Genomic DNA, 22,237 nt, shown 5'->3' on the forward strand with positions numbered 1-22,237 from the left:
CAAAACATCCCTTTCTTTCACTTGTTAGGCTTTTAGAAAGTCGTATCTTTGCTAAGCCAGAAAATGGTATGCACGCATACTGTTTTTTTGAGAGATCGGAGGAGGGAGTGACAACAAAAAAAGCCTTCCCAATAATGGAAAGGCTTTTGAGTGTGGTGATGGACGGAATCGAACCGCCGACACAAGGATTTTCAGTCCTTTGCTCTACCAACTGAGCTACATCACCGGGTTGCGCTGAACTGCGAAACGTGGGTGCAAAAGTACGGGTTTGTCGGCCTTTTGCAATACTTGTAACGGAATATTTTTTAAGTACGTCCTGGTGGAATAGTTAGATTGCTGACTATCAGGCGAGGTTGCTCTGAAATACACATGGAAATAATTCAGCAAATTTTGTTCGTAGCCGCCCTGGCAGTTACGGCCTGGTACATAACCAAACGCGTGAAGCTTATAGCCCGCGCAATCAACCTCGGTCGGCCCGAAGACCGCACTGACAACGCTGCCGAACGTTGGAAAACCATGTTACTGGTTGCCTTTGGGCAGAAAAAGATGTTCACCAATCTGCTGGTGGGCATCATGCACTTTGTCATCTACGCCGGGTTCGTCATCATAAACCTTGAGATTCTGGAGATCATTCTGGACGGGGTGCTGGGTACGCACCGGCTGTTTGCGCCGTATATCACGCCCGTTTACCCAATCCTGATCGATGTGTTCGAAGTACTGGCTTTCGGCGTGCTGGCCGTTTGTGTGGTATTTCTGACGCGTCGGTTTGTGGCGCGGGTAAGCCGCCTGCAGGCCAGTCGGCATCGGGAGCTACGCGGCTGGTCGGTTCCTGATGCTACCATTATCCTGACAGCCGAGATCGTACTGATGATTGCGTTTCTGACCTGGAATGCGTCAGATAGCGTGCTGCGCGACCGGGGGGTGGGGCACTATGGCGAGCTGCAGGGCGTTGTGCCGGACTTCATTATCAGCCAGTATCTGAAGCCGCTGTTTGCCGGGTTTAGCGATACAGCCCTAGTGGCTTACGAACGCGGGGCGTGGTGGCTGCATATTCTCGGCATCCTGGCCTTTGCGGTATACGTAACTTACTCGAAACACCTGCACATTGCGCTGGGCTTTCCGAACGTTTACTTCTCCGATCTGCAACCAAAAGGCGAAATGCAGAATATGCCCGAGATCACCAAGGAGGTGCAGCTGGCACTGGGTTTACCGCTTACGACTGAGGCCGATGGCTCGCAGGAGAATGATAATGGACAGCAGCCGGCGGAAGTTGGTCGCTTTGGCGCCAAAGATGTCCATGACCTGAAATGGATAAACCTTATGAACGCCTACAGTTGTACCGAATGTGGTCGCTGTACGGCAGCCTGTCCGGCCAATATCACCGGTAAGAAGCTGTCGCCCCGCAAAATCATGATGGACACCCGCGACCGGCTTGAAGAGATTCAGCGCGGCTGGCAAACCCACGGCGACGACTATAAGGATGACAAATCGCTGCTGAACGATTACATCACAGCCGAGGAGCTCAACGCCTGCACAACCTGCCAGGCCTGTATTAACGCCTGCCCTATCAATATCAACCCGCTTGATATTATTCTTCAGTTACGGCGGTATCGGGTAATGGAAGAGTCGCAGGCGCCTGCTTCCTGGAACGCGATGTTCAGCAACATCGAGAACAACATGGCTCCCTGGAAGTTTTCGCCCAGCGACCGGTTCAACTGGGCCGATCAGGTTAACGAGTCTGTAACGAAATAAATTAAGTACGCCTTTTCGGTTTGCCGTAGTGCGCGTCTCCCGCTGGTCCGTGAGACTTTGTCCGGATGAGACATACGATGAGCCACTGCAAACCGAACACTCAAAAACTACCTGCTGCAATGACAACTGAGAAAACATATAGTGTACCGACAATGGCCGAGATGGCTGCGGCTGGCGAAGAGCCGGAAGTGCTGTTTTGGGTGGGCTGTGCGGGCTCGTTCGATGATCGCTATAAGCGCGTGACTATCGCTTTTGTCCGCATCCTGAACCATGTAGGCATCAAGTTCGCCGTGCTGGGTCCCGAAGAAGCCTGTACCGGCGATCCGGCCCGGCGGGCGGGTAATGAGTTCCTGTTTCAGATGCAGGCCATGGCCAATATCCAGGTCCTGAACGGCTATAATGTGAAAAAGATAGTGACGGCCTGTCCGCACTGCTTCAACACCATCAAGAACGAATATCCGGAGCTGGGCGGCAACTACGAAGTGATTCATCACTCGCAGTTTCTGCAGGGCCTGATCAACGAAGGGCGCGTACGGGTGAAAGACGGGCAGTCGTTCAAAGGCCGTAAAATCACCTTTCACGATTCATGCTACCTGGGTCGGGCCAACAAAATCTACGAAGCCCCGCGTGACGTGCTGGCGGCTCTGGACGCCGATCTGGTTGAGATGAAGCGCGTGCGGGCCAATGGTCTTTGTTGCGGAGCCGGTGGCGGCCAATACTTCAAAGAACCCGAACCTGGCCATAAAGATGTAAACGTAGAGCGGGTTCAGGAAGCGTTGGCCACTGGTGCCGATACCATCGCGGTTTCGTGCCCGTTTTGCATGACCATGATGTCTGACGGGGTTAAGAACCAGAACCGCGAAGACAGCGTTCGGGTCTACGATATCGCGGAGCTAATTGCTCAGCGCGAAGGGCTGTAAACGAATGAAGAATGATAAACGATGAATGCGGCCGCCAGTTGATCAGTCCATTCATCGTTTATCATTCTTCATTGTACATCTATCATTCAACTTATGTATACCGATTTTAAAACCTTGCCCGATGGTGCCCGTGTCTGGGTTTACCAGGCCAGCCGGCCACTTTCGGACGCTGATGTACTGGCTATCGAACAGCGGCTGAAACCAGCGCTTAGCGACTGGGCCGCGCACGGCCAACCTCTGCTGGCTTCGGCCCAGGTCGTCGAAAACCGGTTTGTGGTCGTGGGTGTCGATGAAGGATTTAACCTGCCCAGTGGTTGCTCGATCGATGCATCGGTCCGGACCCTGCGCGAAATTGGCCAGCAATTATCGGTCGATTTCTTTGACCGCTCGGCTGCCATCCGGCAGGCTGACGGGGCGGTGGGCACGTTTGCCTTGCCCGCCATCAAAGCCGCGGTGGCCAATGGGACGATCCAGCCTGACACGCCGGTTTTTAACACACTGGTGAAAACGAAAGCTGAATTTTTGACAGACTGGCAGATCAGGGCGGCCGATTCGTGGCTGAAACGTTACTTTTCGTCTATTACGGCCTGACAGCGTCTGTTTCTTAAAGCCGGTTCCTGACTAATCATCCGTGATTAATCAGGGACCGGCTTTAACATTCGCCGATTTAGAAACGTTCACTGACAATTCGGCATAAGCCATTGATTTTAAACCTTTTTTTTGAACAAAGGATTGGTTTTTGCAGTCAACCTTTGATCATACTCAGCGGATTGGTCTCAGTTGATTCAGGAATTCGTTGAAGTCTGCCGCTTGCAAACGGCAATAAACGCTTACTTTTATGGCGACCATACCCGAAGTTATGTCAGATACGCCAACTCGCGACGACGATCAACTAACACCCGATGGCGGTTCTACTGAGCAGCCCTCGGCTGATGCCCCTGCCCGCCGATATACCGACGAGCAGAAGTATCAGGTATTTAACAAGGAGTTCATGCCCCACATTGACTCCATGTACAACTTTGCTTTCCGCCTGACAACTGACGAGGATGATGCCAACGACCTCGTGCAGGATACGTATTTAAAGGCTTTCCGCTTTATTTCGTCGTTTGAGCAGGGAACCAACGCTAAAGCATGGCTGTTTCGAATACTGAAGAACAGTTTCATCAACGATTATCGTAAGAAAAGCAAAGAGCCGGCTAAAGTAGATTATCAGGACGTTGAAACGACCTATAATTCAGAAGATGCCGAAACTGAGCATACGGTTGATCTGCGGGCTGAATCAGTCTCAGATCTGATTGGTGATGAAGTGGCCACAGCGCTTAACGCGTTGCCGGTTGATTTCAGAACGGTAATTATCCTTTGTGATATCGAAGGGTTTACTTACGAAGAGATGGCTAAGATTCTGGACATCCCGATCGGTACCGTTCGCTCCCGGTTGCACCGTGCCCGTAACCTCCTGAAAGAGAAACTACGGGATTACGCAGCATCAATGGGATATAACGAAGAAACTGACGAATAAACCGAACTTTTTCTATCTGTATTTTGGTTCTGCTGATAACTTAACGTATTATTATTCTTGGAATAAATAAAATTTTTCCAATGCAAACGTCTTTGCCATCGTCATCTTCATCCAGCGCAGAGCCTGCGATGAAAGAACATTGCAGTCATCAGGCAGACTGCTTGAAGATGATCCAGCTGATTCTGGATGGGGAAGCTACCGAACAGCAGCTCGCCCGACTGAAGGTCAATCTCGAATCATGCAAACCCTGCATCGAGATGTACCACCTCGAAAAAGAAGTAAAAGAGTTGTTGACCAAACGCATGGAAAAACGGTGTTGCCCCGATCAGTTGGTGGCAACGATCAAAGCCAAGATTCTGACGTTTAGTTAAGAAAGACATTACACGAATTGGGGTAATTAAGGATCTGGCAAGCGCCACCTTGGTTACCCCGATTTTCTTTATAACCGGTAAACCACCAACACACATTGAACGGGAAACTCATCATTTTTTCGGCTCCTTCAGGTTCTGGTAAGACAACCATCGTCAAGCATCTGCTGGCCGAGAATAACAATCTCGGTTTTTCTATTTCAGCCTGTACCCGCGACCGCAGAGGCCGTTCGGAACAAAACGGTCAGGATTATTACTTTCTGACGCCTGAAGATTTCAAGCAGAAAATAGATAATCATGAGTTTGTAGAATGGGAAGAAGTGTACGTCGGTGCGTTCTACGGCACGCTGAAATCAGAAATCGAACGCGTATGGGCCAGCGGCAAACACGTACTCTTCGATGTCGATGTAAAAGGTGGGTTGAAGCTTAAAGAATATTACGGCGACAAAGCCCTGGCCGTGTTCGTGAAAGTACCCGACGAAGAAACTCTGCGTCAGCGCCTGATTGGCCGCGGTTCCGAAACGGAAGAAAGTCTGTCGAAGCGCCTGTTCAAAGTGCACTTCGAAATGAGCTTTCAGAACGAGTTTGATGTGATTCTGGTCAATGACGATCTGGAAACGTCGCTTAACAAAGCGCAGAAACTGGTTAATGACTTCGTCAACGACGACAAGGTTCCGCCCAAAGCGTCGATTCTGTAAGATAAACGGGTTGGGGTAGTCCACTGATGTTTCGGTGCGTACATACCCCACCGTCATAAACACACGCGTACTCTTGAACGTAGGTCTTTTTTTCGGCTCGTTTAATCCGATTCATGTCGGACACCTCATTATTGCCGATACTATGGCAACCTCAACCGACCTGGATCAGGTCTGGTTCGTGGTGTCGCCCCAGAATCCATTCAAGAAGACCAAAAGTCTCCTGCATGAGTTTGACCGGATGGACATGGTTGAGCGGGCCATAGCCGATAACAGCCGACTGAAAGCAACCGATATTGAATTCTCGATGCCCAAGCCGAGCTATACGATCGATACGCTTGTGCGACTGTCGGAAAAATATCCGCAGCACATATTCCGGCTCATCATGGGTGAAGACAATCTGGAGCAGTTTGCCAACTGGAAAAACCACGAAGCCATTCTGGAGTATTACGGTCTATATGTGTATCAACGACCGCGTGCGGCAGAGAGTGCGTTCAAAACCCACCCGAATGTCCGGCTGGTCGAAGCGCCCCTGCTCGACATCTCAGCCACGTTTATCCGCGAAAGTATCCGCGCCAACCGATCCATCCGGTATATGGTACCCGATGTAGTAGGGGAGATGATCGAGCGTAAAAAATTCTATTTATAGCCCCGGAGGGCCGGTAACCTACGGCAATCCGTTCTGGAAGGTGATTTCGGTAGCCAAGCCAATGGCGCTCATCCGAATCGCTACCGAGCGGCTGCTCGATTTGGCCCCGACTTTATCGCACTGAGGGCCTCTTTCGAGGTAGTAAACGTAGAATTTCTGGTTCCGATCGGCCAGGATATTGGCATCGGGTCGGCCGAGCCATTCGCCGATAGTATTGGCTGTTTTGCCCTTCAGATTCGGAATCTCAGCTCTGAAATCGGCCTCCAGGGCGGAGCGGGTGCCCATGCAGCCTCCGCGGTCGCCCCGCCATTTTTTTAGGTTGAGTTTGCCGAACTGATCCGGGACTGTACCGCAGGCCAGCAGGCTCAGGCTCCAGCAAACGACAAACAGGCCACCTACCAATCGACGGCCTGCTTCAAACAGGTTCGTATTCATAGCCCGCTTATTCATTATATACGACCTGGAGCAGCGTTTGACCAACGGCTTTGAGGGTACCCCGGTCGATGTTGCTCATGGTATCGTCGGCCGTATGCCAGGCCGGGAAAAAGCCTCCTGTACCGGCGTTGGTATGAATGATATCAATCATCGGAATTTTGGCAATGGTATTGGGAGCCAGGTGATCGTCAGTAATCTGACCGCCGGGCTGATCGATGAAGTACTGGCTGTAGCCGGCCGCGCTGGCGGTTTGCCAGACCTTATTCACCACGCTGGGCGCAAACTGCATCGAAAGGCCTTCTTTGGCGAAGGTGGCCCCTTTGGCGCCAACCATATCGAGCAGAATACCGAAGTAAGCCGTATAGCCGGGTTTATGCAGGTTTTTGGCCCAGTAGCGCGAACCCAGGCAGAAGCCAATGTAGTCGTACTGATTGCCGGTTGCCGGTTCAAAATCGTTGGCGGCTTTCTCGGAGTTACCCCAGTCTTCGGCGTCGAAGAAGATAATGTCGATACCAACCCCGGGCTTTTTCTGGGCCTGCTGAATGGTGCGGGCCAACTCCAGCAGCACGCCTACGCCACTGGCGCCATCGTTAGCAGCCGTTACGGGCTTAGACTGGTCAGCCTTATCGGGGTCCTGATCGGCCTGGGGGCGCGAATCCCAGTGGCTGGCCAGCACGATGCGCTTGGTAGCCTGGGGGTTGATAGTGCCGATGATGTTACGGGCGTTCAGCTTCTTGCCGTCCCAGGTGGTGGCCACAAAGTTCTGCTCCGTTACTTCGCATCCGAACTGCTTCAGTTTAGCAACCAGGTAATTGCCGGTAGCCACGTGGGCCGGCGTGTTCGGAACCCGCGGCCCGAAAGCTACCTGCCGGTCAATGTAGGTATAGGCCGAGTCGGCGTTGAACGGCGGAGCCGTTACCTGTACCGGTTGATCCGCAGGCTGGGTAGCGTCGCTTTGCCTGGGTTTTTCTTTACAGGCGGCCATAACAAGCGCCGTGGCGAGGATACTAAAAAAGAATCTGCTCATACAGGTAATTACTCTTCGTATGCCCAGTCGATCTGGTGTTTCATGTCTTTGATGGCCAGTCCCTGCGCTTTGAAGTACGAACGAATCTGGTCTACTTTGTCGTATTGGCGCTGTTCCTTGTATTCGCGGTAGAGGGTCAGCAGGCCTTCCAGCACGGGCTGGTTGTCGCTGCCTTCTTCTTTCAGGCCCAATACATCCTGCATGAAGCTGCTGAACGACTCTTTCAGCAGCGTAAATACATCGTCGCCCAGCGCGGCTGGCTGAAGCTGGTTCAGATACAGCATATTCACGTATTTGAGCAGGGTAAACACCTGCGCAATGGCTACGGCGGTGTTGAGGTCGTCGTTCATGGCTTCGTAAAACTGCTGAACGGCTTTGCGGACATCTTCCTGTTTGGCCACATCGGCCGATACGCTCTCGTCGGGCCGGTAGCTCATAGTTTTGACCACCCGCAGTCCATTGGCGAGCCGCCGGTACCCTTTCTGAGCGGCCTTGAGGGCGTCGTTCGAGAAATCGAGGGTGCTGCGGTAGTGCGACTGCAACATAAAGAAGCGTACGGTCATGGGGCTATACGCCTGCTCGAGTAGGTAGTGACTCCCGGCAAACAGCTCGGCCGGCAGGAACGAGTTCCCCAGCGACTTGCTCATTTTCTGACCGTTAACGGTCAGCATGTTGGAGTGCATCCAGTACCGAACGGGGTCGTGGCCGGTAAGTCCGTCGCCTTGAGCAATTTCGCATTCGTGGTGCGGAAACTTGAGGTCCATGCCGCCCCCGTGAATATCGAACTGTTTGCCGAGGTATTTGGTGCTCATGCAGGTACATTCGAGGTGCCAGCCCGGAAAGCCTTCGCCCCAGGGTGAATTCCAGCGCATGATGTGCTCGGGCGAGGCCCGTTTCCAGATGGCAAAATCGAGGGGGTTACGCTTCTCCGACTGGCCGTCGAGCTCGCGGGTTTCGTTCAGCAGGTCGTCCAGAATCCGGCCCGACAGTTTTCCGTAGTTGCCGCCCTGCTGGTTGTATTTATCAATGTCGAAGTAGACCGACCCGTTCGATTCGTAGGCCAGTTCTTTGGCCAGTAGTGTCTGTACGGCTTCGATCTGCTCTACCATGTGGCCCGTGGCCGTCGGCTCGATGCTGGGCGGAATGGTGTTGAACTGGGCCATCACCGTGTGGAAATCGTTGGTAAACCGCTGTACAATCTCCATCGGTTCTACTTTTTCCAGTTTGGCCATGCGCCCGATTTTGTCTTCGCCTTCGTCGCCGTCGCCGACCAGGTGACCTACGTCGGTCAGATTACGGACGTACCGCACTTTATACCCGATAAAGGTCAGGTAGCGGTAAAGGGTGTCGAAGGTGAGGAACGTACGAACGTTGCCCAGGTGAACGTAATTGTACACTGTTGGTCCGCAGACGTACATGCCCACGTAGGGCGGATTAAGCGGTTCAAACAGTTCTTTTCGGCGGGAAAGCGTATTGTATAGCTTGAGCGGCTGCGTCATGGTAATGGGCTTGCTCGGCTGTTCGAAACCGGTTGCGTTCGGAACAGCTGAACGACTCGTTTATAGTAGACAAAGCTACGCATTGTTACCCGGAAAATGACGGACCGGGCCAAACTCGCTATCTTTGCCTACTTGACATGACCAGCGTACACGTGGTAACGAAAACGGGCTCAGGCCTGGGCTTGCCGCTATCCGTTCGTCAGTAACCACGAGTTGATCAGGAATGCAGATCGTAGACGTAGGCACCAATCCGCAATACCAAAAGGAGTTTATTCAGTTTCCGGTTCGTTTATACAAGGCCGATCCCAACTGGATACGGCCGCTCAACGCCGATGTTGAGGAGGTTTTTGACCCGAAGCGGAACAAGCGGTTCGAGCAGGGCGAATGCATACGGTATCTGCTGCTCAGCGACCGTAACGAAACCATGGGGCGCGTGGCGGTCTTCATTGATCATGCCATTGCCAGCCTGGATAACGACCAGCCCACCGGCGGCATGGGGTTTTTTGAATGCATAGACGATCAGGCGGCTGCGTTTCGGCTGTTCGACGCGGCCAAAGCCTGGCTCCAGAGTCGTGGTATGGAAGCCATGGACGGCCCGATCAACTTCGGCGACCGCGACCGGTGGTGGGGCTTGCTGGTCGACGGGTTCGACCGCGAGCCCAACTACTGCATGCCGTATACCAAACCCTACTACATCGGTTTCTTCGAGGCTTACGGCTTTCAGGATTACTTCAAACAATTCACCTTCGGCATTCCAACTACCTGGGCCCGGCTGACCGAAATGTCGCAGTCGGTTAAAGACCGGGCACAGCGTATCTACGAGAACCCCGACTACTCGTTCCGGACCATTGATAAGAAGCAGCTGCCGGCTGCGGCCGAGCAGTTTCGGCATATTTATAATGCAGCCTGGGGCGGGCACTCGGGCGTGAAGGAAATGTCGGCCGAGCAGGCGCAGGTGCTGATGCAAAAGCTGAAGCCGGTTATCGACGAGAAAATCATCTATTTTGCTTATTATCAAGGCGAACCGGTGGCTTTCTTTGTTTGCCTACCCGAGTTGAACCAGATTTTTAAGCACGTAAACGGCAAACTGAATTTACTCGGCAAACTGACCTTTTTGTGGCACGTGTTGCGCAAAACCAACCGTAAGGCGTTTGGAGTCGTGTTTGGCGTAGCGCCCGCGCATCAGGGTAAAGGACTCGAAGCGGCCATTGCGCTCCGGATGCCGCACGAAGCCGACCACAATCCAAATTTCCAGTACGACACGCTGGAGATGAACTGGGTAGGCGATTTCAACCCAATTATGGTCCGGTTTGTGAGCCAGCTCGGGTCAACGATCGTTAAGACGCACGTTACCTACCGCTACCTGTTCGATCGGACGAAGCCGTTCAAACGCTGCCCCGTTATCGGCCGGAAGAAGGAAAGATAAAACGAATAACGGTGTGCTGACGCGTAGTCGGACCACGGTGGGGATCGAAAACCGCAACCAGAATACCGAAAAACTGTAAACCAAAAAAGATAAACAATGAGCTTATTAACCATCGGTTCCGTAGCCTTCGACGCGCTGGAAACGCCCTTTGGCAAAACCGACAAGATCATCGGCGGTGCCGCTACCTATATTACCCTGTCGGCTTCGTATTTTACGAAGAACAACAACCTCGTTGCTGTGGTAGGCGATGATTTTCCGGAGTCGATGATCCGCGATCTGAACAGCCACGGCGTCAATACCGATGGATTGCAGGTGCGGGCCGGTGAGAAAACGTTTTTCTGGTCGGGCAAGTATCATAACGATATGAACACCCGGGACACCGTTGAGGTGCAGCTGAACGTGATGGAGAACTTCGATCCGGTTGTTCCGGATTCGTACCAGGATTGTCAGTACCTGATGTTGGGCAACACGGCCCCGGCTATTCAGAAAACGGTTATCGAGCGGCTGAACACCCGCCCCAAACTGATCGTCCTAGACACCATGAACCTCTGGATCGAGATTGCCAACCCGGACCTGATGGCGCTCCTGAAGCTGGTCGATGTGCTGGTGGTAAATGACGAAGAAGCGCGACAGCTGACCAAAGAATACTCGCTGGTGAAGGCGGCTGCCAAAATCCGCACGATGGGGCCCCAGACGGTCATCATCAAGAAAGGCGAACACGGTGCGCTGCTATTCCAGGAAGACCGGATCTTCTTCGCGCCGGCGTTGCCGCTCGAATCGGTCTTTGACCCGACCGGTGCCGGCGATACGTTTGCGGGTGGATTTATCGGTTACCTGGCCAAAACCGATGATATATCGTTCGACAACATGAAGCGGGCCATCATCTACGGGTCGGCCATGGCGTCGTTCTGCGTCGAGAAATTCGGGGCTGAGCGGATCATGAACCTGACGCAGGACGAAATCGACGAGCGTGTCAGCGAGTTTGTGAAGCTATCGGCCTTTGGCCTGAATTAAGCAGCAGTCGTTGGCTATTGTCAACTAATAGCCAACGACTGATTTATTTACTCAATTGCCCGGTAGTCATTTGTTGGATGGACCGGTTTTGGGGTATCCAGTGTTGTTCTTCACCGTCGGCGTGTTCACGCCAGTCCAGATTTATTCGTACAGCGGCTGTGGTTGTCCGTGACTCAGGTTGTGGGCAGTGCGCCAGTGTTCTATCAGCAGTCTACACTGGTTTTCAGTCAGGTATTGGTTGTTTACCACTGTCAGGGTTTGGTAGTAAGTAAAACCTCCGGTTTGCTGATGAATTGACGGAGCGGCTACTGTTGGCGAATGGCCATGATAATCAAATCCTGCGTGGTGAGGTTCAGCAGATCGATCAGGCTAATGCCGTACAATTGCGATACCTGCTGCAGTACCGTCAGCGACAATTCCGTACGCCCGGTTTCTTTCTTACTATAAGCGGCCTGGCTGACACCAAGCTGAAAAGCAACGTATTCCTGCGGGTAGCCGTGAATCTCCCGTAGTTTGCGGATCTTGAGAGCAATTGGGTTCATGACTTTCTGATTTGAGGTTTTGGTAGCACTTGAACAGTACAAAACAAACGCAGGCGCTAGCTGACATAAACTTATTTCGACCAATTGGTCTGCTTCATCGACCAATTGTGTATCGAAGCAGGCTAATGAATATATTGCCGGTGCTATGAATGAAATCCTGACCTGCTATCTGGTCGACGATGAGTCGCCGGCACACGTGATTATGTCGAAGTACATCAGTCGGATGCCGTACCTGGCATTGCTGGGCCAGAGCTTCGACCCGTTTGAGGGACTAGAGAAGGTGCAGGCGCTGAAACCTGCTATTTTGTTTCTGGATGTGGAGATGCCCGATATGACCGGGGTTCAGTTTCTGAAGTCACTGCCGCAGCCGCATCCGATGGTGATTATGGTCACGGCCTCGCCCCAGTTTGCGGCCGAAACCTACGACTTCGATTCGGTCACGCATTATCTGCTGAAACCCGTTGGCTTCGACAAATTTCTGGAAGCTATCAACCGCGTTGTTAAACGGTTGGGCTTTGTGCCGAACACCGGTGCTGCCGCGCCCGTAGCGTCGCCGGTTAGCCAGCCTGCGCAGGCCCCGGCCGACCCGCGCGAGAATGTACCCTACTTCCTGATCAAGGAAGACAAGAAACTGGTGCGGGTAGCTCCCGAAGATATTGTCTTTGCCGAAGGCATGAAAGATTATCTGAAGCTGCACCTGACCGGCCGTGTGCTGGTCACGCACATGACCATGACCAAGCTGGAAGACATGTTGCCGCCTTCCCAGTTTTTGCGCGTCAACCGCTCGTTTATTGTGCGTCGGCAGGCCATCAAAGAAATTGACGGTAATCAGATTACTACACTTGATGGCAAGAAAGTAGTCATTGGCGTTACCTACCGCGAAACGGTTATGAATGAGCTGAAAAAGAATATGCTATAGCCCCAACGTATACGTTTCTAGTTGCCAGGTAATGTGACAAATCCGTTTACAAATACGCCAGGGTCTGCTGGTCGGCCAGTGCGTCAGCTACTCGACACGGTGTATCGGCCAAACCGACGCCTGTTTCGGGTGCTGGGCCATCTGCTGATGTGGCTGGTCGTATACGTTGTGCTTATCGACAGCACCGGCAGCCGGATTTTCGAAGACAATGAGCGAGTGGTTCGTACGGCTTCGGTCGTTGATTTTCTGGAAACAGTCGGGCTGTATTACCTGCTGGGGTACTACGTATTTCCGGCCTTCATTTACTCTCAGAGGTACCTGCGTCTGGCTACCGTCATCCTTGTGGTTTTCTTTGTCATGTACCAGATCAATAGTGAGTTATTTCACTATCTGGACGCGATCAGTGATAAAGTACGGCCGGACGGAAAACCAACCTATGCAACCAAAATAAACGCCATGGTTCAGGAAGCTGGCTGGCTGGGCTGCTTTACCAGCCTGCGGGTTGCTTTATGGAATCTGTTTTACGGGTTTAGCATCCCCATTGCGCTACTGACCTTCAAAGCCTTTCGGGACATTATCGGTTACCAGCGACGACTGGTTCTGGCCGAACGCGATAAACTTGCCCTGGAGCTGAATTTTTTGAAGGCCCAGGTCAACCCGCACTTTCTGTTCAATACCCTCAACAGCATTTACGCCCGCATCTTCGATACCGATGAGCCCGCAGCCAACCTCGTGCTGCAACTCGCCGAGCTGATGCGCTACAACCTCTACGAAACCGACCAGCCCCGCATTGCCCTCGACAAAGAGCTGGCGTATATTCAGAACTACCTCAACCTGGAGCGCAATCGTCTGGCCGATCAGCCCATTACAATCGACTACCAGCAGCAGGGTGATGCCGGGGGGTGTCAGGTTGCCCCGCTGCTGCTGATCGCCTTCGTGGAGAACGCCTTCAAGCATGGCATAAAAGGAGGCATGTCCAACGCGTACGTACGGGTAGACGCCACCGTAGTCGAACACCGGCTAACGTTTAGCGTAGTCAACAGCGTGGCGCCCCGACGAGGTACCGCTGGCACCAGGGCTAAATCGGGTGGGGTAGGGCTGATAAATGTGCGCCGTCGGCTGGAGGCCTTATATGCCCATAAACACACGCTGACGATTACGCCAGCGGCCGATGTGTACCGGGTTCAGCTCGTTATCGACCTGGAACCCATTCAGGAGATGACTCGCTAACCGGCGGTATAACAACACCTGGTTTCTGGTGGGCAATCATTCATCGAAAAAAGTCGGCTATTAGTCGAAAAGTGACCGAAATCGATCTAAACAACTTGCTGCGGGCTAGGGTCATCTGCTATGTTTATCCTGTCAACGGCCACTGGTCACCAGCGACAGTTGTTTCTTGCTAACTTCTAAACCAACCTTCTAACGCCTATTACCATGAAAAATCAAACAGCTACCGTATCGCCCCGCCTTACGCTGAAGAAAGAGCGCATTGTGTGCCTGACGCCCGCTGGTGTGACTAATTCAAACACAGGTAAGTCGAGCCGAATTTGTGATTTCCTGACTATTGGCGACTAGCACCTCTTGCAAACCTATCTCACCCTTAACTATTCGAGAGTAAGCCGAAGCCAGCTTGCTCACTATCTTCAGCGCACTGGCTGGCTATGTTTCGGCCAGACTGGTGCGTTTACTGAAGATGCGCTCGCCTGCATCCGGTCCAGGGAGTGTACGCTGGTTTTTTTGCGGTTGTCGGCCCCTGACGAGGATGTGCCGGAGCCGTTTCTGGCCGCCCTTCGCCAGCATCCGGCGGTTATTGTTACCTCGCCCTATCCAGCTCATCTGTTCAGCTATCTGAACCTGCATCCCTTTGATTTCCTGACCGAACCGTATTCATTTGACCGGTTCGCGATGAGTATGGAGCGCTATGTAGCTGTGTTTGGATAAAGATGTAGTTACACGAAAATGATCCTAAATACGTTCCGATCTGTTTAGTAACAATAATTTATTCGGGTAATTAGTCGAAAAAAAGCGGGTTTTGTTGACACCCCTGGCAGGGCTCACTATCTTAGTAAGTTCCTCCACGTCGATATACTTCCCGAATGATCCAGCTAAGCCGTTTTTTTTTGATACGTCGGCCCCTTTATTCCCTCGACCGGCTAATTCAGTTTTACCAGCAGCTGAGTTCCCACCCCCTCGAAGAACTTTTACGGCAACATTATCAGGATCCGCTGGCGCAGGAGGCTATCCTGGCTGCGTCGCCAACCCTCTACGAACGATTCCGGCGCTGGCTGGCGGGCGAGGTCCTGCCCGAGCAGGATAAACTGCTGGCTACCTTACATAAGTACCTGATTCGGATGTGTAGCCGCGCTACACCCTACGGTATGTTTGCAGGATGCACGACGGGTCAGTTTGGCGAATACACCCAATTTCAGGCCGCTCCGGCCCAATCGCTGCGTACCCACACCCGTGTTGATATGGATTGCCTGCTGGGCATTCGGGAGTGGCTCACGAGCCAGCCCACCATTCGGACGCAGCTACGCCTTTTTCCTAACTCATCGCTCTACCCGGTTGGCTCGTCGCTTCGTTATGTCGAACAACAGCGCGAAGCCAGTAACCGGAACTACTTTATCAGCGTTGTCGAGGCCGATCAGTACTTGACCCTTGTTCTCAAAGCCGCCCGTACCGGCGCCACCATCCAGGAACTGGCCGCGCTGCTGATCGAACGGGATGCCCAGGCCGAAGAAGCCATCGACTTTGTTGAACAACTGATTGAAGGGCAGCTGCTCATCTTCGAGATCGAACCTACCGTAACTGGCCTGCACTACCTCGACCGGCTGACCGAGCAAATTGCTTCGCTGGAGAATGCCGATGGCTGGGCCAGCGATCTGCGCCAGCTTCAGCATCAGTTGCAGCAGCCCGACCGGCTCGTGGCGTATACGCAGGTTCGGCAGTGGTTTCTGGATCGGTCCATTGCCGTACCCACTGCCGATGTTGTACAGGTCGACACGTTTTTCGATACGCCAGGCCTGCAGTTGAGCGAACGCGCCATGCAGCACCTGCAGCGCCCGCTGGAGAAACTGATGGCCCTGAACCAGCCCTTCGTCTGCCCCAATCTCGACGAGTTCAAACGGCTGTTTTATAATCGGTACGAAGACGAAGAGGTACCGCTGGCGCTGGCGCTCGACAGCGAGTTCGGTATCGGCTACGGCCACAGTTCCATGCTGGGTGTAGGCTACGCCCCGCTCATCGACGACCTTACCTTTGCCAGTGCTGCAGTGGCCCAGACCACCGCCTGGGACTGGTGGCAGACGCTGGTCATGGACAAATACGCCGAAACCCTGCGAACCAAACAGGACGAAATTATCCTGACCGACGACGATCTAACCTACATCAGTAGCCAGCAAGCCGCGTCGGCACCGTTGCCGGGCAGCTTTTACGCCTTTGGGTCGCTGCTGGCCCGCTCGGCCCGGGCACTCGACGAAGGCGATTTTCTGTTCAATCTGCTGGCCTGCAAAGGACCGTCGGCCATTAACCTCATGAGCCGCTTTGGCGAAGGCGACCCCCAGCTAGCCGAACACATCCGGAGTTGCGCTACCGCCGAAGAAGAGCATCACCCCAACGTGATCATGGCCGAAATTGTGCACCTGCCCGAAAACCGGGTGGGTAATATCCTGATCCGGCCTACGCTCTACCAGTACGAAATTCCGTATATGGGCCAGTCGTCGGTGGCGCCTGATCATCAGATTCCGTTATCCGACCTGATGGTATCGGTGCGCAACAATCGGGTTGTGCTGCGTTCCAAACGCCTGAACCAGCGCGTGGTGCCGCGGCTGACCAACGCGCATAATTTTAGCCAGGGCCTGCCCATTTACCGGTTTCTCTGCGATTTACAGGCGCAGGATATGCACCTGAACGTGGTCTGGAACTGGGGCGTTTTGCGAACCCAGGCTTACCTGCCCCGCGTCAGATACCGCAACATCCTGATAAGCCGGGCTACCTGGCAGATTCAATGTCGTGACCTGACGCCCGACAATCCGCTGCGGTTGGTAGCTCAGCTAACAGCCGTTGGCCTGCCCGATCAGTTTATGCTGGCTCAGGGCGATAATGAACTGTACATAGCGCTGCACGTACCGGCGTCGCTCAACCTGCTCATCGACGAAATCAAAAAACAAACGCAGATTCGGCTGGTCGAATGCCTGACCCAGCCCGACCGCTGCCCGCTGATCAACAAACGTGAGCACTTCACGCACGAAATCATTATTCCGTTTCATAACAAAGCCGCCCCGTCGCTACCCGGTCTGAGTCAGACAAATACACACCTGCCCCAGCGCAAATTTTCAGTAGGCAGCGAGTGGTTCTACCTGAAAGTGTACACGGGCGAAAAAACATCCGACGCCCTGCTGCTGCAAACCATTTACCCCGTTGTGCAGCAGCTGCTGAAAACGCAGATCATCCAGGAGTTTTTCTTCGTGCGCTATAAAGATACCGACCCCCACCTGCGGCTTCGGTTTCGGGGCAACGCGCACCTTGAATTTTACCATCAGGTGGTACGTATGGTAGAAAAGGCGCTGGCCGAATCTATAGAAGCGGGTATCGTACACCGCGTTCAGATCGACACCTACCAGCGCGAACTGGAGCGGTATGGTATGGAACACATCGGCCTGTGCGAAACGCTGTTTCACTGCGACAGCCTGTCGACGCTGGCCTTCATGGCGCGCACCGGCGATGCCTTCGACGAAAACCTGCGCTTTGCGTTTGCCATCCGTAAAATTAATCAGCTCCTGGCCGGGGCAGGCCTCTTGCCCGACGGGTGCCTGGCCATCATGAGCCGGCTTAAAGAAAGCTTCTTTCTGGAGTTCGGGGGCGAGTCGGCGCTGCGTCGGCAACTGAACGAAAAATACCGCACCTACCGCTCGCTCCTGGAGCATGCCCTATCGGCCGATTTTCCGCTGGCCGACGAACATAACCAATGGCACTGCCGGCAAACCGAACTGTTGCAAAAGCTGGTGGCCGCTTATGAGTACAATCCGCAAACGTTGCACTCTATGCTGAGCAGCCTGATTCATATGGTGGTGAACCGGCTGTTTCCGTCCAAACAGCGGGCCTACGAGCTTGTACTATATTACTGCCTGGCCAAACATTACGATTCGGTCTGGGCACGGCAGAAACTATAGTATACTACGTGATCCGCTCACGAAAAGCCACGGGACGATGCGTTTCGTGGCTTTTTTTATGGGCTTTATAACCAAATCGAATAAAGTTTGCCCAAACGGATTAAGCTATAACGGCCGGTTATTGAAGCCCGACGGGTTAGGTCGCAACTTTGAATCAACAAATCAATCACAAAAACAAAGGCACAATGACTCTCTAAACAAATAAGATCATGAAAAAGCGCATCACGTCTGAGTTCTCTTTTGAGGTGTGGATTAATAACGACATCGACTCGATGGCCGACGAGATTGGCTCATTTGATGACAACTGGATGGTATCGGCCGGCGATCTGTTCGACGGCCTGGATCTGCCCGCCGACGAGCCGTTGCAGCATTACGACGAGGCAGCCTGACAGGGCCCTGCGCTTATAACCTGAATGACTAAAGTATAACCTCGAGTTATTGATATATCTGCCTTTGACTAAGACCTTTACAATGTCATCAGGGCAACAGAACACAACTAAAAGCTAAGAATTTATACAGACGCGTACTACTTATACTCATAGTACTAGGAAGCCGGGGCGTAGCACCGTAGCTACACCGGAAATGATTCAAAGTGATCCATACTAAAACGAACCAGGCGGGCATACGTACTCCCCCGTACCAAGAGCGGGGGAGGTTGTCCTGAAATGGAGCGGAACAGGGAGCATAATTGCGGTTTTGTCGGTTTTTTTGTCAGTTTTATCAGTAAATGCGTAGGCAATTTTGTTCTGAAAAACCAATCAAAACAGACAAAGTCATGGAACTACAGAACAACCAGGAAAACAACAAGGTGATCGTTGCTGATCAAGTGAATTCGTCTACTAAAGCTGCCATTTTTCCGGCCGAGCCAGTAGAGGACATGGAGCTGAACGACGAGCAGCTGGATATTATATCGGGTGGAACAGATGGGGGTTTTATTATTAGAGGATGATGAAGTCGTGGATGTGCATATTGCTGGGGGTTCTTCTATCGACAGGGATAGAGAACAGGTTGTATGCACAGACCACATCAACACAGACCACAAGTAAACCAGCCAGTGTAACTAAGGCCATTAACAGGAAGATAGCTGATAGCCTTTTTAACCAGGGGGTTCACTTTCAGGATACGCAGGCCTATCAACAATCACTGATACTGTTCGAAAAAAGCCAAAAACTTTACCAGACCATCGGTGATGGAAAGAAAGTAGGGGATTGTTTTAACTACATGGCAATAACCTACTATTACCAGGGTGATTTCTCAAAAGCAGTTGCGGCTTTCAAAAAAGGGGCTGAAACCTTTAAAAAGATACACTATAGAAAAGGAGTTGCTTCAACGCTGAATAATATTGGTAGCGTATACAATAGCCAGGGAAATTACCTTAAAGCACTGGAGCATTTTCGGCAGGCGGCAATCATATTTAAAGAAATTGGAGACACCGATAATTTAACAGCCGCTACCAATAACATCGGCTTAATTTACACTAAAGCGAAGGATTACAGCAACGCTATGAAGTATTTTACTCAGGCTTATGCTGTTTACAAACGAGGAGGCAACCAGGAAAGAATTGCCCAGATACAGGATGCTATCGGTAATATTTATTTGAAACAGGGCAAGTACGATAACGCATTTCAAAGTTTTAACGAATCGTTACAAATTGCCGACAAAAAAAAGGATAAGCAGTTACAGATACTGGCATTGAATAGCTTGGGTGATTTATTCTATGCGCAGTCAGATTATAAACGAGCTTTACCCTATTACACGCGCTGTCTGATCTATTCTAAACAGATAGGCAGCCTGCAGAGCCAGGCAGAATCGCAGATCGCTATTGGCAGTATTTTGCATCGGTCGGCAAAAGTTACTGACGCGGTAAACAAATGCCAGGAGGGTTTACGACTGGCGCGAGAAATAGGGTCTGTCTCACTGAAAAAACGGGGATGCGATTGTCTGTACCAATCGTACAAGGCGTTAGGAAATGACCGGCAGGCATTGCACTATTTTGAGCAGGCTAACACGCTGGAAGATAGCTTAAACCTGTCAGAAACGGCCAATAAAGTCATGGGCATGGAGTTTCAGAAGCAGCAGCTGGTCGATAGTATTGCCTATGTCAGAAAAGAGCATGCCATTCAGTTGAAGCATAAAGAGGAAGTAGAGCGGCAGGAAAAGCAACGGAATATGATTATCCTGTCGTTGGGTTTGATTCTCCTGGTGGCGGCTGGTTTATGGGCTCAGCTTAACTACGTCAGGAAATCAAGAGCGGCACTGAAAATCGAGAAAGATCGCTCTGAGGCTTTGCTGCTGAACATTTTGCCCGAAGAGATTGCGGAGGAGCTGAAAGAAAAAGGGCATGTCGATGCCCGCGAATATAACCTGGTTTCGATCCTGTTCACGGATTTCAAGTCCTTTACGCAGACCGCCGAGCAGATGTCTCCGCAAAGCCTGGTCGAAGAGATTCATACCTGCTTCAAAGCGTTTGACCTAATTGCCGGTAAATATCAGATCGAAAAAATTAAAACCATTGGTGATGCCTACATGGCAGCCGGCGGCATTCCACATACGGACGAACGGGCGCTGAAGAACATTGTCCTGGCCGGCCTGGAGATGCAGACATTCATGATACAGCGAGCCGCTGAAAACCGCGCCCAGGGTCGTCCTGCCTTTGACATGCGCCTGGGCATCCATGCCGGACCTATTGTGGCTGGTATCGTAGGGGTCAAAAAGTTCCAGTACGATGTGTGGGGCGATACCGTAAACACCGCCAGCCGAATGGAAAGCAGTGGGCTGGTCGGGAAGGTTAATATAAGCGAGACCCTATACGATCTGATCAAGGACGAAGAATGTTTCTCGTTCGAATACAGAGGGCAGGTTCATGCCAAAGGAAAAGGGGATATGGGTATGTACTTCGTGGAGAAAAAGTTTGTATATGAACTAGCGTGATCATGGAAAAGAGCAGAGAAGAAAAAAGAAAGGATACCTGGAAAATAGCTTTGTACGCGGCACTTGGGGTTATCTTATATAAAGTAGTTACAGAATTTCTGTTTTAGCTAAATAGGCTGTTTTAATAGACGCCAGAATACTGTTAACTGAAGATTTATCTACAAAATAATGAAAGAGTGTAAGGTAGAATCCCTGATCTATTATTCAAAATTAACGCTCGATGCAGAGCACATCGTAAAGAAGTCGAAGGAAGAGATTCAGGCTAAGCTTGATGAGTACACGGCTCAGGGCTATCGATTAATTTCAACAACATCTACCAATTTTGGCTTGGCCATATACATTTATCTTTTTTTTGAAAAATAGTCTACTTGCTATCATAGGCTAAGCGTGAACAATAAGGAGATTGTCAGTAGCTCTGACAAATTTTAAGATAACTATAATACTTCTTTATATTATATAAATAAAGATATGGAACAGCGAAAACAGGAAATTATAGAAAAAATTATTTCCAAAGCTTGGGAGGATGTCAATTACAGGAAAGAGCTCCTGACTGACCCGATAAAAGCAATAGAGAAATTGACGGGCGTTAAAGTAGCGATACCAGAAGGAAAAACCCTTGTCGTTAATGACCAAACTGATAAGTCAAAAATATACGTAAACATTCCCGCCGAGCCCGAGATCGAGAATATGGAACTAAGCGAAGAGCAGCTCGAAGCCGTAGCCGGTGGCGGGCACCAAATTTGGGGAAATTTTGTGGTTAGCTTATTTCCCAACCTTAAAGATTGTATTACCATTTAATTTAAATAAATAATAAACCAAAACAAGTAAAACAATGGAGTTCACAAAAGAACAAAAACTGTACGCTCAGATTGTACAAAGAGCTTGGGAAGATGCCCAATTTAAGGAGGAGCTAGTAGCCAACCCTGTAGCTGCCATCGAAAAGCTAACCGGCCAAAAGTTAAGCCTGCCCGAAGGTAAGAGACTTGTAGTACGTGACCAAACCGACGAAGCTACAGCATACATCAACATTCCCGCTAAACAAAATACGGAAGATGTAGAGTTGAACGAAGAACAACTTGAGAGTGTAGCTGGGGGAGCCAGTGGCTTTCCTTTCATGCCTGTTATTATTTCTCTCCCAATAATTTTGCAACCATACGAACTGCCAACAATAAGTTAGGCTCTTTGTAAGAGTTTTGTTTCGGTTTTATAGGCTAGATTTTGTTACTCCCTGCTTCAAAGTCAGATTGGCAATATGGACTTGCAACAAAACACTGGACAAACTTTTAAGCAACTTGTTGGCACTGCCCACTGTAATAGTCAAAAGGGGAAAGATAGCCTAGCGCCGAATGCCTGCGTTGCCGGTTATACCA

General features: G+C 51.4%; 23 protein-coding genes and 1 tRNA gene. 19 read left to right on the forward strand and 5 right to left on the reverse strand.

Annotated features, from left to right (window positions below):
- Positions 1-153 precede the first annotated feature (153 nt).
- Positions 154-226: transfer RNA gene (locus FBR45_RS26015), tRNA-Phe, on the reverse strand.
- 143 nt (positions 227-369) lie between these two features.
- Here FBR45_RS26015 and FBR45_RS26020 point away from each other — a divergent pair.
- The 7 genes from FBR45_RS26020 (at position 370) to nadD (ending at position 5,903) form a co-directional block, all read left to right on the forward strand.
- Positions 370-1,752, forward strand: coding sequence for a 4Fe-4S dicluster domain-containing protein (locus FBR45_RS26020; RefSeq protein ID WP_138507388.1), 1,383 nt, complete (start codon positions 370-372; stop codon positions 1,750-1,752).
- A gap of 119 nt (positions 1,753-1,871) precedes the next feature.
- Positions 1,872-2,672, forward strand: coding sequence for a (Fe-S)-binding protein (locus FBR45_RS26025; protein ID WP_077922451.1), 801 nt, complete (start codon positions 1,872-1,874; stop codon positions 2,670-2,672).
- A 93-nt stretch (positions 2,673-2,765) separates the two neighbouring features.
- Complete coding sequence (locus FBR45_RS26030) at positions 2,766-3,263, forward strand: hypothetical protein (protein ID WP_138507389.1); 498 nt, start codon at positions 2,766-2,768, stop codon at positions 3,261-3,263.
- A 247-nt stretch (positions 3,264-3,510) separates the two neighbouring features.
- Entirely contained in the window at positions 3,511-4,191 is a 681-nt protein-coding gene (locus FBR45_RS26035) for a sigma-70 family RNA polymerase sigma factor (RefSeq protein ID WP_236648819.1), read from the forward strand.
- Between the two features lie 167 nt (positions 4,192-4,358).
- Positions 4,359-4,562: a hypothetical protein gene (locus FBR45_RS26040; RefSeq protein WP_236648818.1), complete on the forward strand. Its 204-nt coding sequence runs from the start codon at positions 4,359-4,361 to the stop codon at positions 4,560-4,562.
- Between the two features lie 95 nt (positions 4,563-4,657).
- Positions 4,658-5,257, forward strand: a complete 600-nt coding sequence (gmk, locus tag FBR45_RS26045; RefSeq protein ID WP_138507390.1) for a guanylate kinase — start codon at positions 4,658-4,660, stop codon at positions 5,255-5,257.
- A 73-nt stretch (positions 5,258-5,330) separates the two neighbouring features.
- Positions 5,331-5,903: a nicotinate (nicotinamide) nucleotide adenylyltransferase gene (gene nadD / locus FBR45_RS26050; protein WP_138507391.1), complete on the forward strand. Its 573-nt coding sequence runs from the start codon at positions 5,331-5,333 to the stop codon at positions 5,901-5,903.
- A gap of 18 nt (positions 5,904-5,921) precedes the next feature.
- On the opposite strand, the gene FBR45_RS26055 is transcribed toward nadD, so the two are convergent.
- From FBR45_RS26055 to cysS, 3 genes are read right to left on the reverse strand one after another with little or no spacing between them, the layout of a single operon-like run.
- Entirely contained in the window at positions 5,922-6,338 is a 417-nt protein-coding gene (locus FBR45_RS26055; RefSeq protein ID WP_246082394.1) for a hypothetical protein, read from the reverse strand.
- A 7-nt stretch (positions 6,339-6,345) separates the two neighbouring features.
- Complete coding sequence (locus FBR45_RS26060; protein WP_138507392.1) at positions 6,346-7,365, reverse strand: M28 family peptidase; 1,020 nt, start codon at positions 7,363-7,365, stop codon at positions 6,346-6,348.
- An 8-nt stretch (positions 7,366-7,373) separates the two neighbouring features.
- Positions 7,374-8,864 (reverse strand): cysteine--tRNA ligase, encoded by a 1,491-nt coding sequence (gene cysS, locus FBR45_RS26065; RefSeq protein WP_138507393.1) that lies wholly within the window; start codon positions 8,862-8,864, stop codon positions 7,374-7,376.
- Between the two features lie 223 nt (positions 8,865-9,087).
- On the opposite strand from cysS, the gene FBR45_RS26070 reads away from it, so the two are divergent.
- Complete coding sequence (locus tag FBR45_RS26070; protein ID WP_138507394.1) at positions 9,088-10,290, forward strand: hypothetical protein; 1,203 nt, start codon at positions 9,088-9,090, stop codon at positions 10,288-10,290.
- 96 nt (positions 10,291-10,386) lie between these two features.
- Positions 10,387-11,304 (forward strand): PfkB family carbohydrate kinase, encoded by a 918-nt coding sequence (locus tag FBR45_RS26075; RefSeq protein WP_138507395.1) that lies wholly within the window; start codon positions 10,387-10,389, stop codon positions 11,302-11,304.
- A gap of 305 nt (positions 11,305-11,609) precedes the next feature.
- On the opposite strand, the gene FBR45_RS26080 is transcribed toward FBR45_RS26075, so the two are convergent.
- Entirely contained in the window at positions 11,610-11,846 is a 237-nt protein-coding gene (locus FBR45_RS26080; RefSeq protein WP_077922442.1) for a helix-turn-helix domain-containing protein, read from the reverse strand.
- 145 nt (positions 11,847-11,991) lie between these two features.
- Between FBR45_RS26080 and FBR45_RS26085 the strand changes: the two genes are divergently transcribed.
- From FBR45_RS26085 to FBR45_RS26125, 10 genes are all read left to right on the forward strand, one after another.
- Complete coding sequence (locus tag FBR45_RS26085; protein ID WP_138507396.1) at positions 11,992-12,765, forward strand: LytR/AlgR family response regulator transcription factor; 774 nt, start codon at positions 11,992-11,994, stop codon at positions 12,763-12,765.
- A gap of 78 nt (positions 12,766-12,843) precedes the next feature.
- The gene (locus tag FBR45_RS26090; RefSeq protein WP_138507397.1) at positions 12,844-13,995 is read left to right on the forward strand and encodes a sensor histidine kinase; all 1,152 of its coding nucleotides are present in this window, start codon (positions 12,844-12,846) and stop codon (positions 13,993-13,995) included.
- A 204-nt stretch (positions 13,996-14,199) separates the two neighbouring features.
- Entirely contained in the window at positions 14,200-14,340 is a 141-nt protein-coding gene (locus FBR45_RS26470; protein WP_171044967.1) for a hypothetical protein, read from the forward strand.
- Between the two features lie 6 nt (positions 14,341-14,346).
- Positions 14,347-14,706 carry a response regulator gene (locus tag FBR45_RS26095; RefSeq protein ID WP_138507398.1) on the forward strand — a complete coding sequence of 120 codons (360 nt, stop codon included), beginning with the start codon at positions 14,347-14,349 and terminating at the stop codon, positions 14,704-14,706.
- A gap of 155 nt (positions 14,707-14,861) precedes the next feature.
- Positions 14,862-17,936 carry a lantibiotic dehydratase gene (locus FBR45_RS26100; protein ID WP_138507399.1) on the forward strand — a complete coding sequence of 1,025 codons (3,075 nt, stop codon included), beginning with the start codon at positions 14,862-14,864 and terminating at the stop codon, positions 17,934-17,936.
- A gap of 209 nt (positions 17,937-18,145) precedes the next feature.
- Entirely contained in the window at positions 18,146-18,325 is a 180-nt protein-coding gene (locus tag FBR45_RS26105) for a hypothetical protein (RefSeq protein WP_138507400.1), read from the forward strand.
- 386 nt (positions 18,326-18,711) lie between these two features.
- On the forward strand, positions 18,712-18,885 hold the full coding sequence (locus FBR45_RS26475; protein WP_171044968.1) for a hypothetical protein: 174 nt from the start codon (positions 18,712-18,714) through the stop codon (positions 18,883-18,885).
- Positions 18,885-20,867 carry an adenylate/guanylate cyclase domain-containing protein gene (locus FBR45_RS26110; RefSeq protein ID WP_171044969.1) on the forward strand — a complete coding sequence of 661 codons (1,983 nt, stop codon included), beginning with the start codon at positions 18,885-18,887 and terminating at the stop codon, positions 20,865-20,867. Before FBR45_RS26475 ends, FBR45_RS26110 begins: the two co-directional genes overlap by 1 nt.
- A 468-nt stretch (positions 20,868-21,335) precedes the next feature.
- Positions 21,336-21,665, forward strand: a complete 330-nt coding sequence (locus FBR45_RS26120; RefSeq protein ID WP_138507403.1) for an NHLP leader peptide family RiPP precursor — start codon at positions 21,336-21,338, stop codon at positions 21,663-21,665.
- 34 nt (positions 21,666-21,699) lie between these two features.
- The gene (locus FBR45_RS26125) at positions 21,700-22,044 is read left to right on the forward strand and encodes an NHLP leader peptide family RiPP precursor (RefSeq protein WP_138507404.1); all 345 of its coding nucleotides are present in this window, start codon (positions 21,700-21,702) and stop codon (positions 22,042-22,044) included.
- Positions 22,045-22,237: the final 193 nt, after the last annotated feature.

The sequence above is a fragment of the Spirosoma lacussanchae genome (assembly GCF_005870035.1).
In the GTDB taxonomy this organism is placed as follows: domain Bacteria; phylum Bacteroidota; class Bacteroidia; order Cytophagales; family Spirosomataceae; genus Spirosoma; species Spirosoma lacussanchae.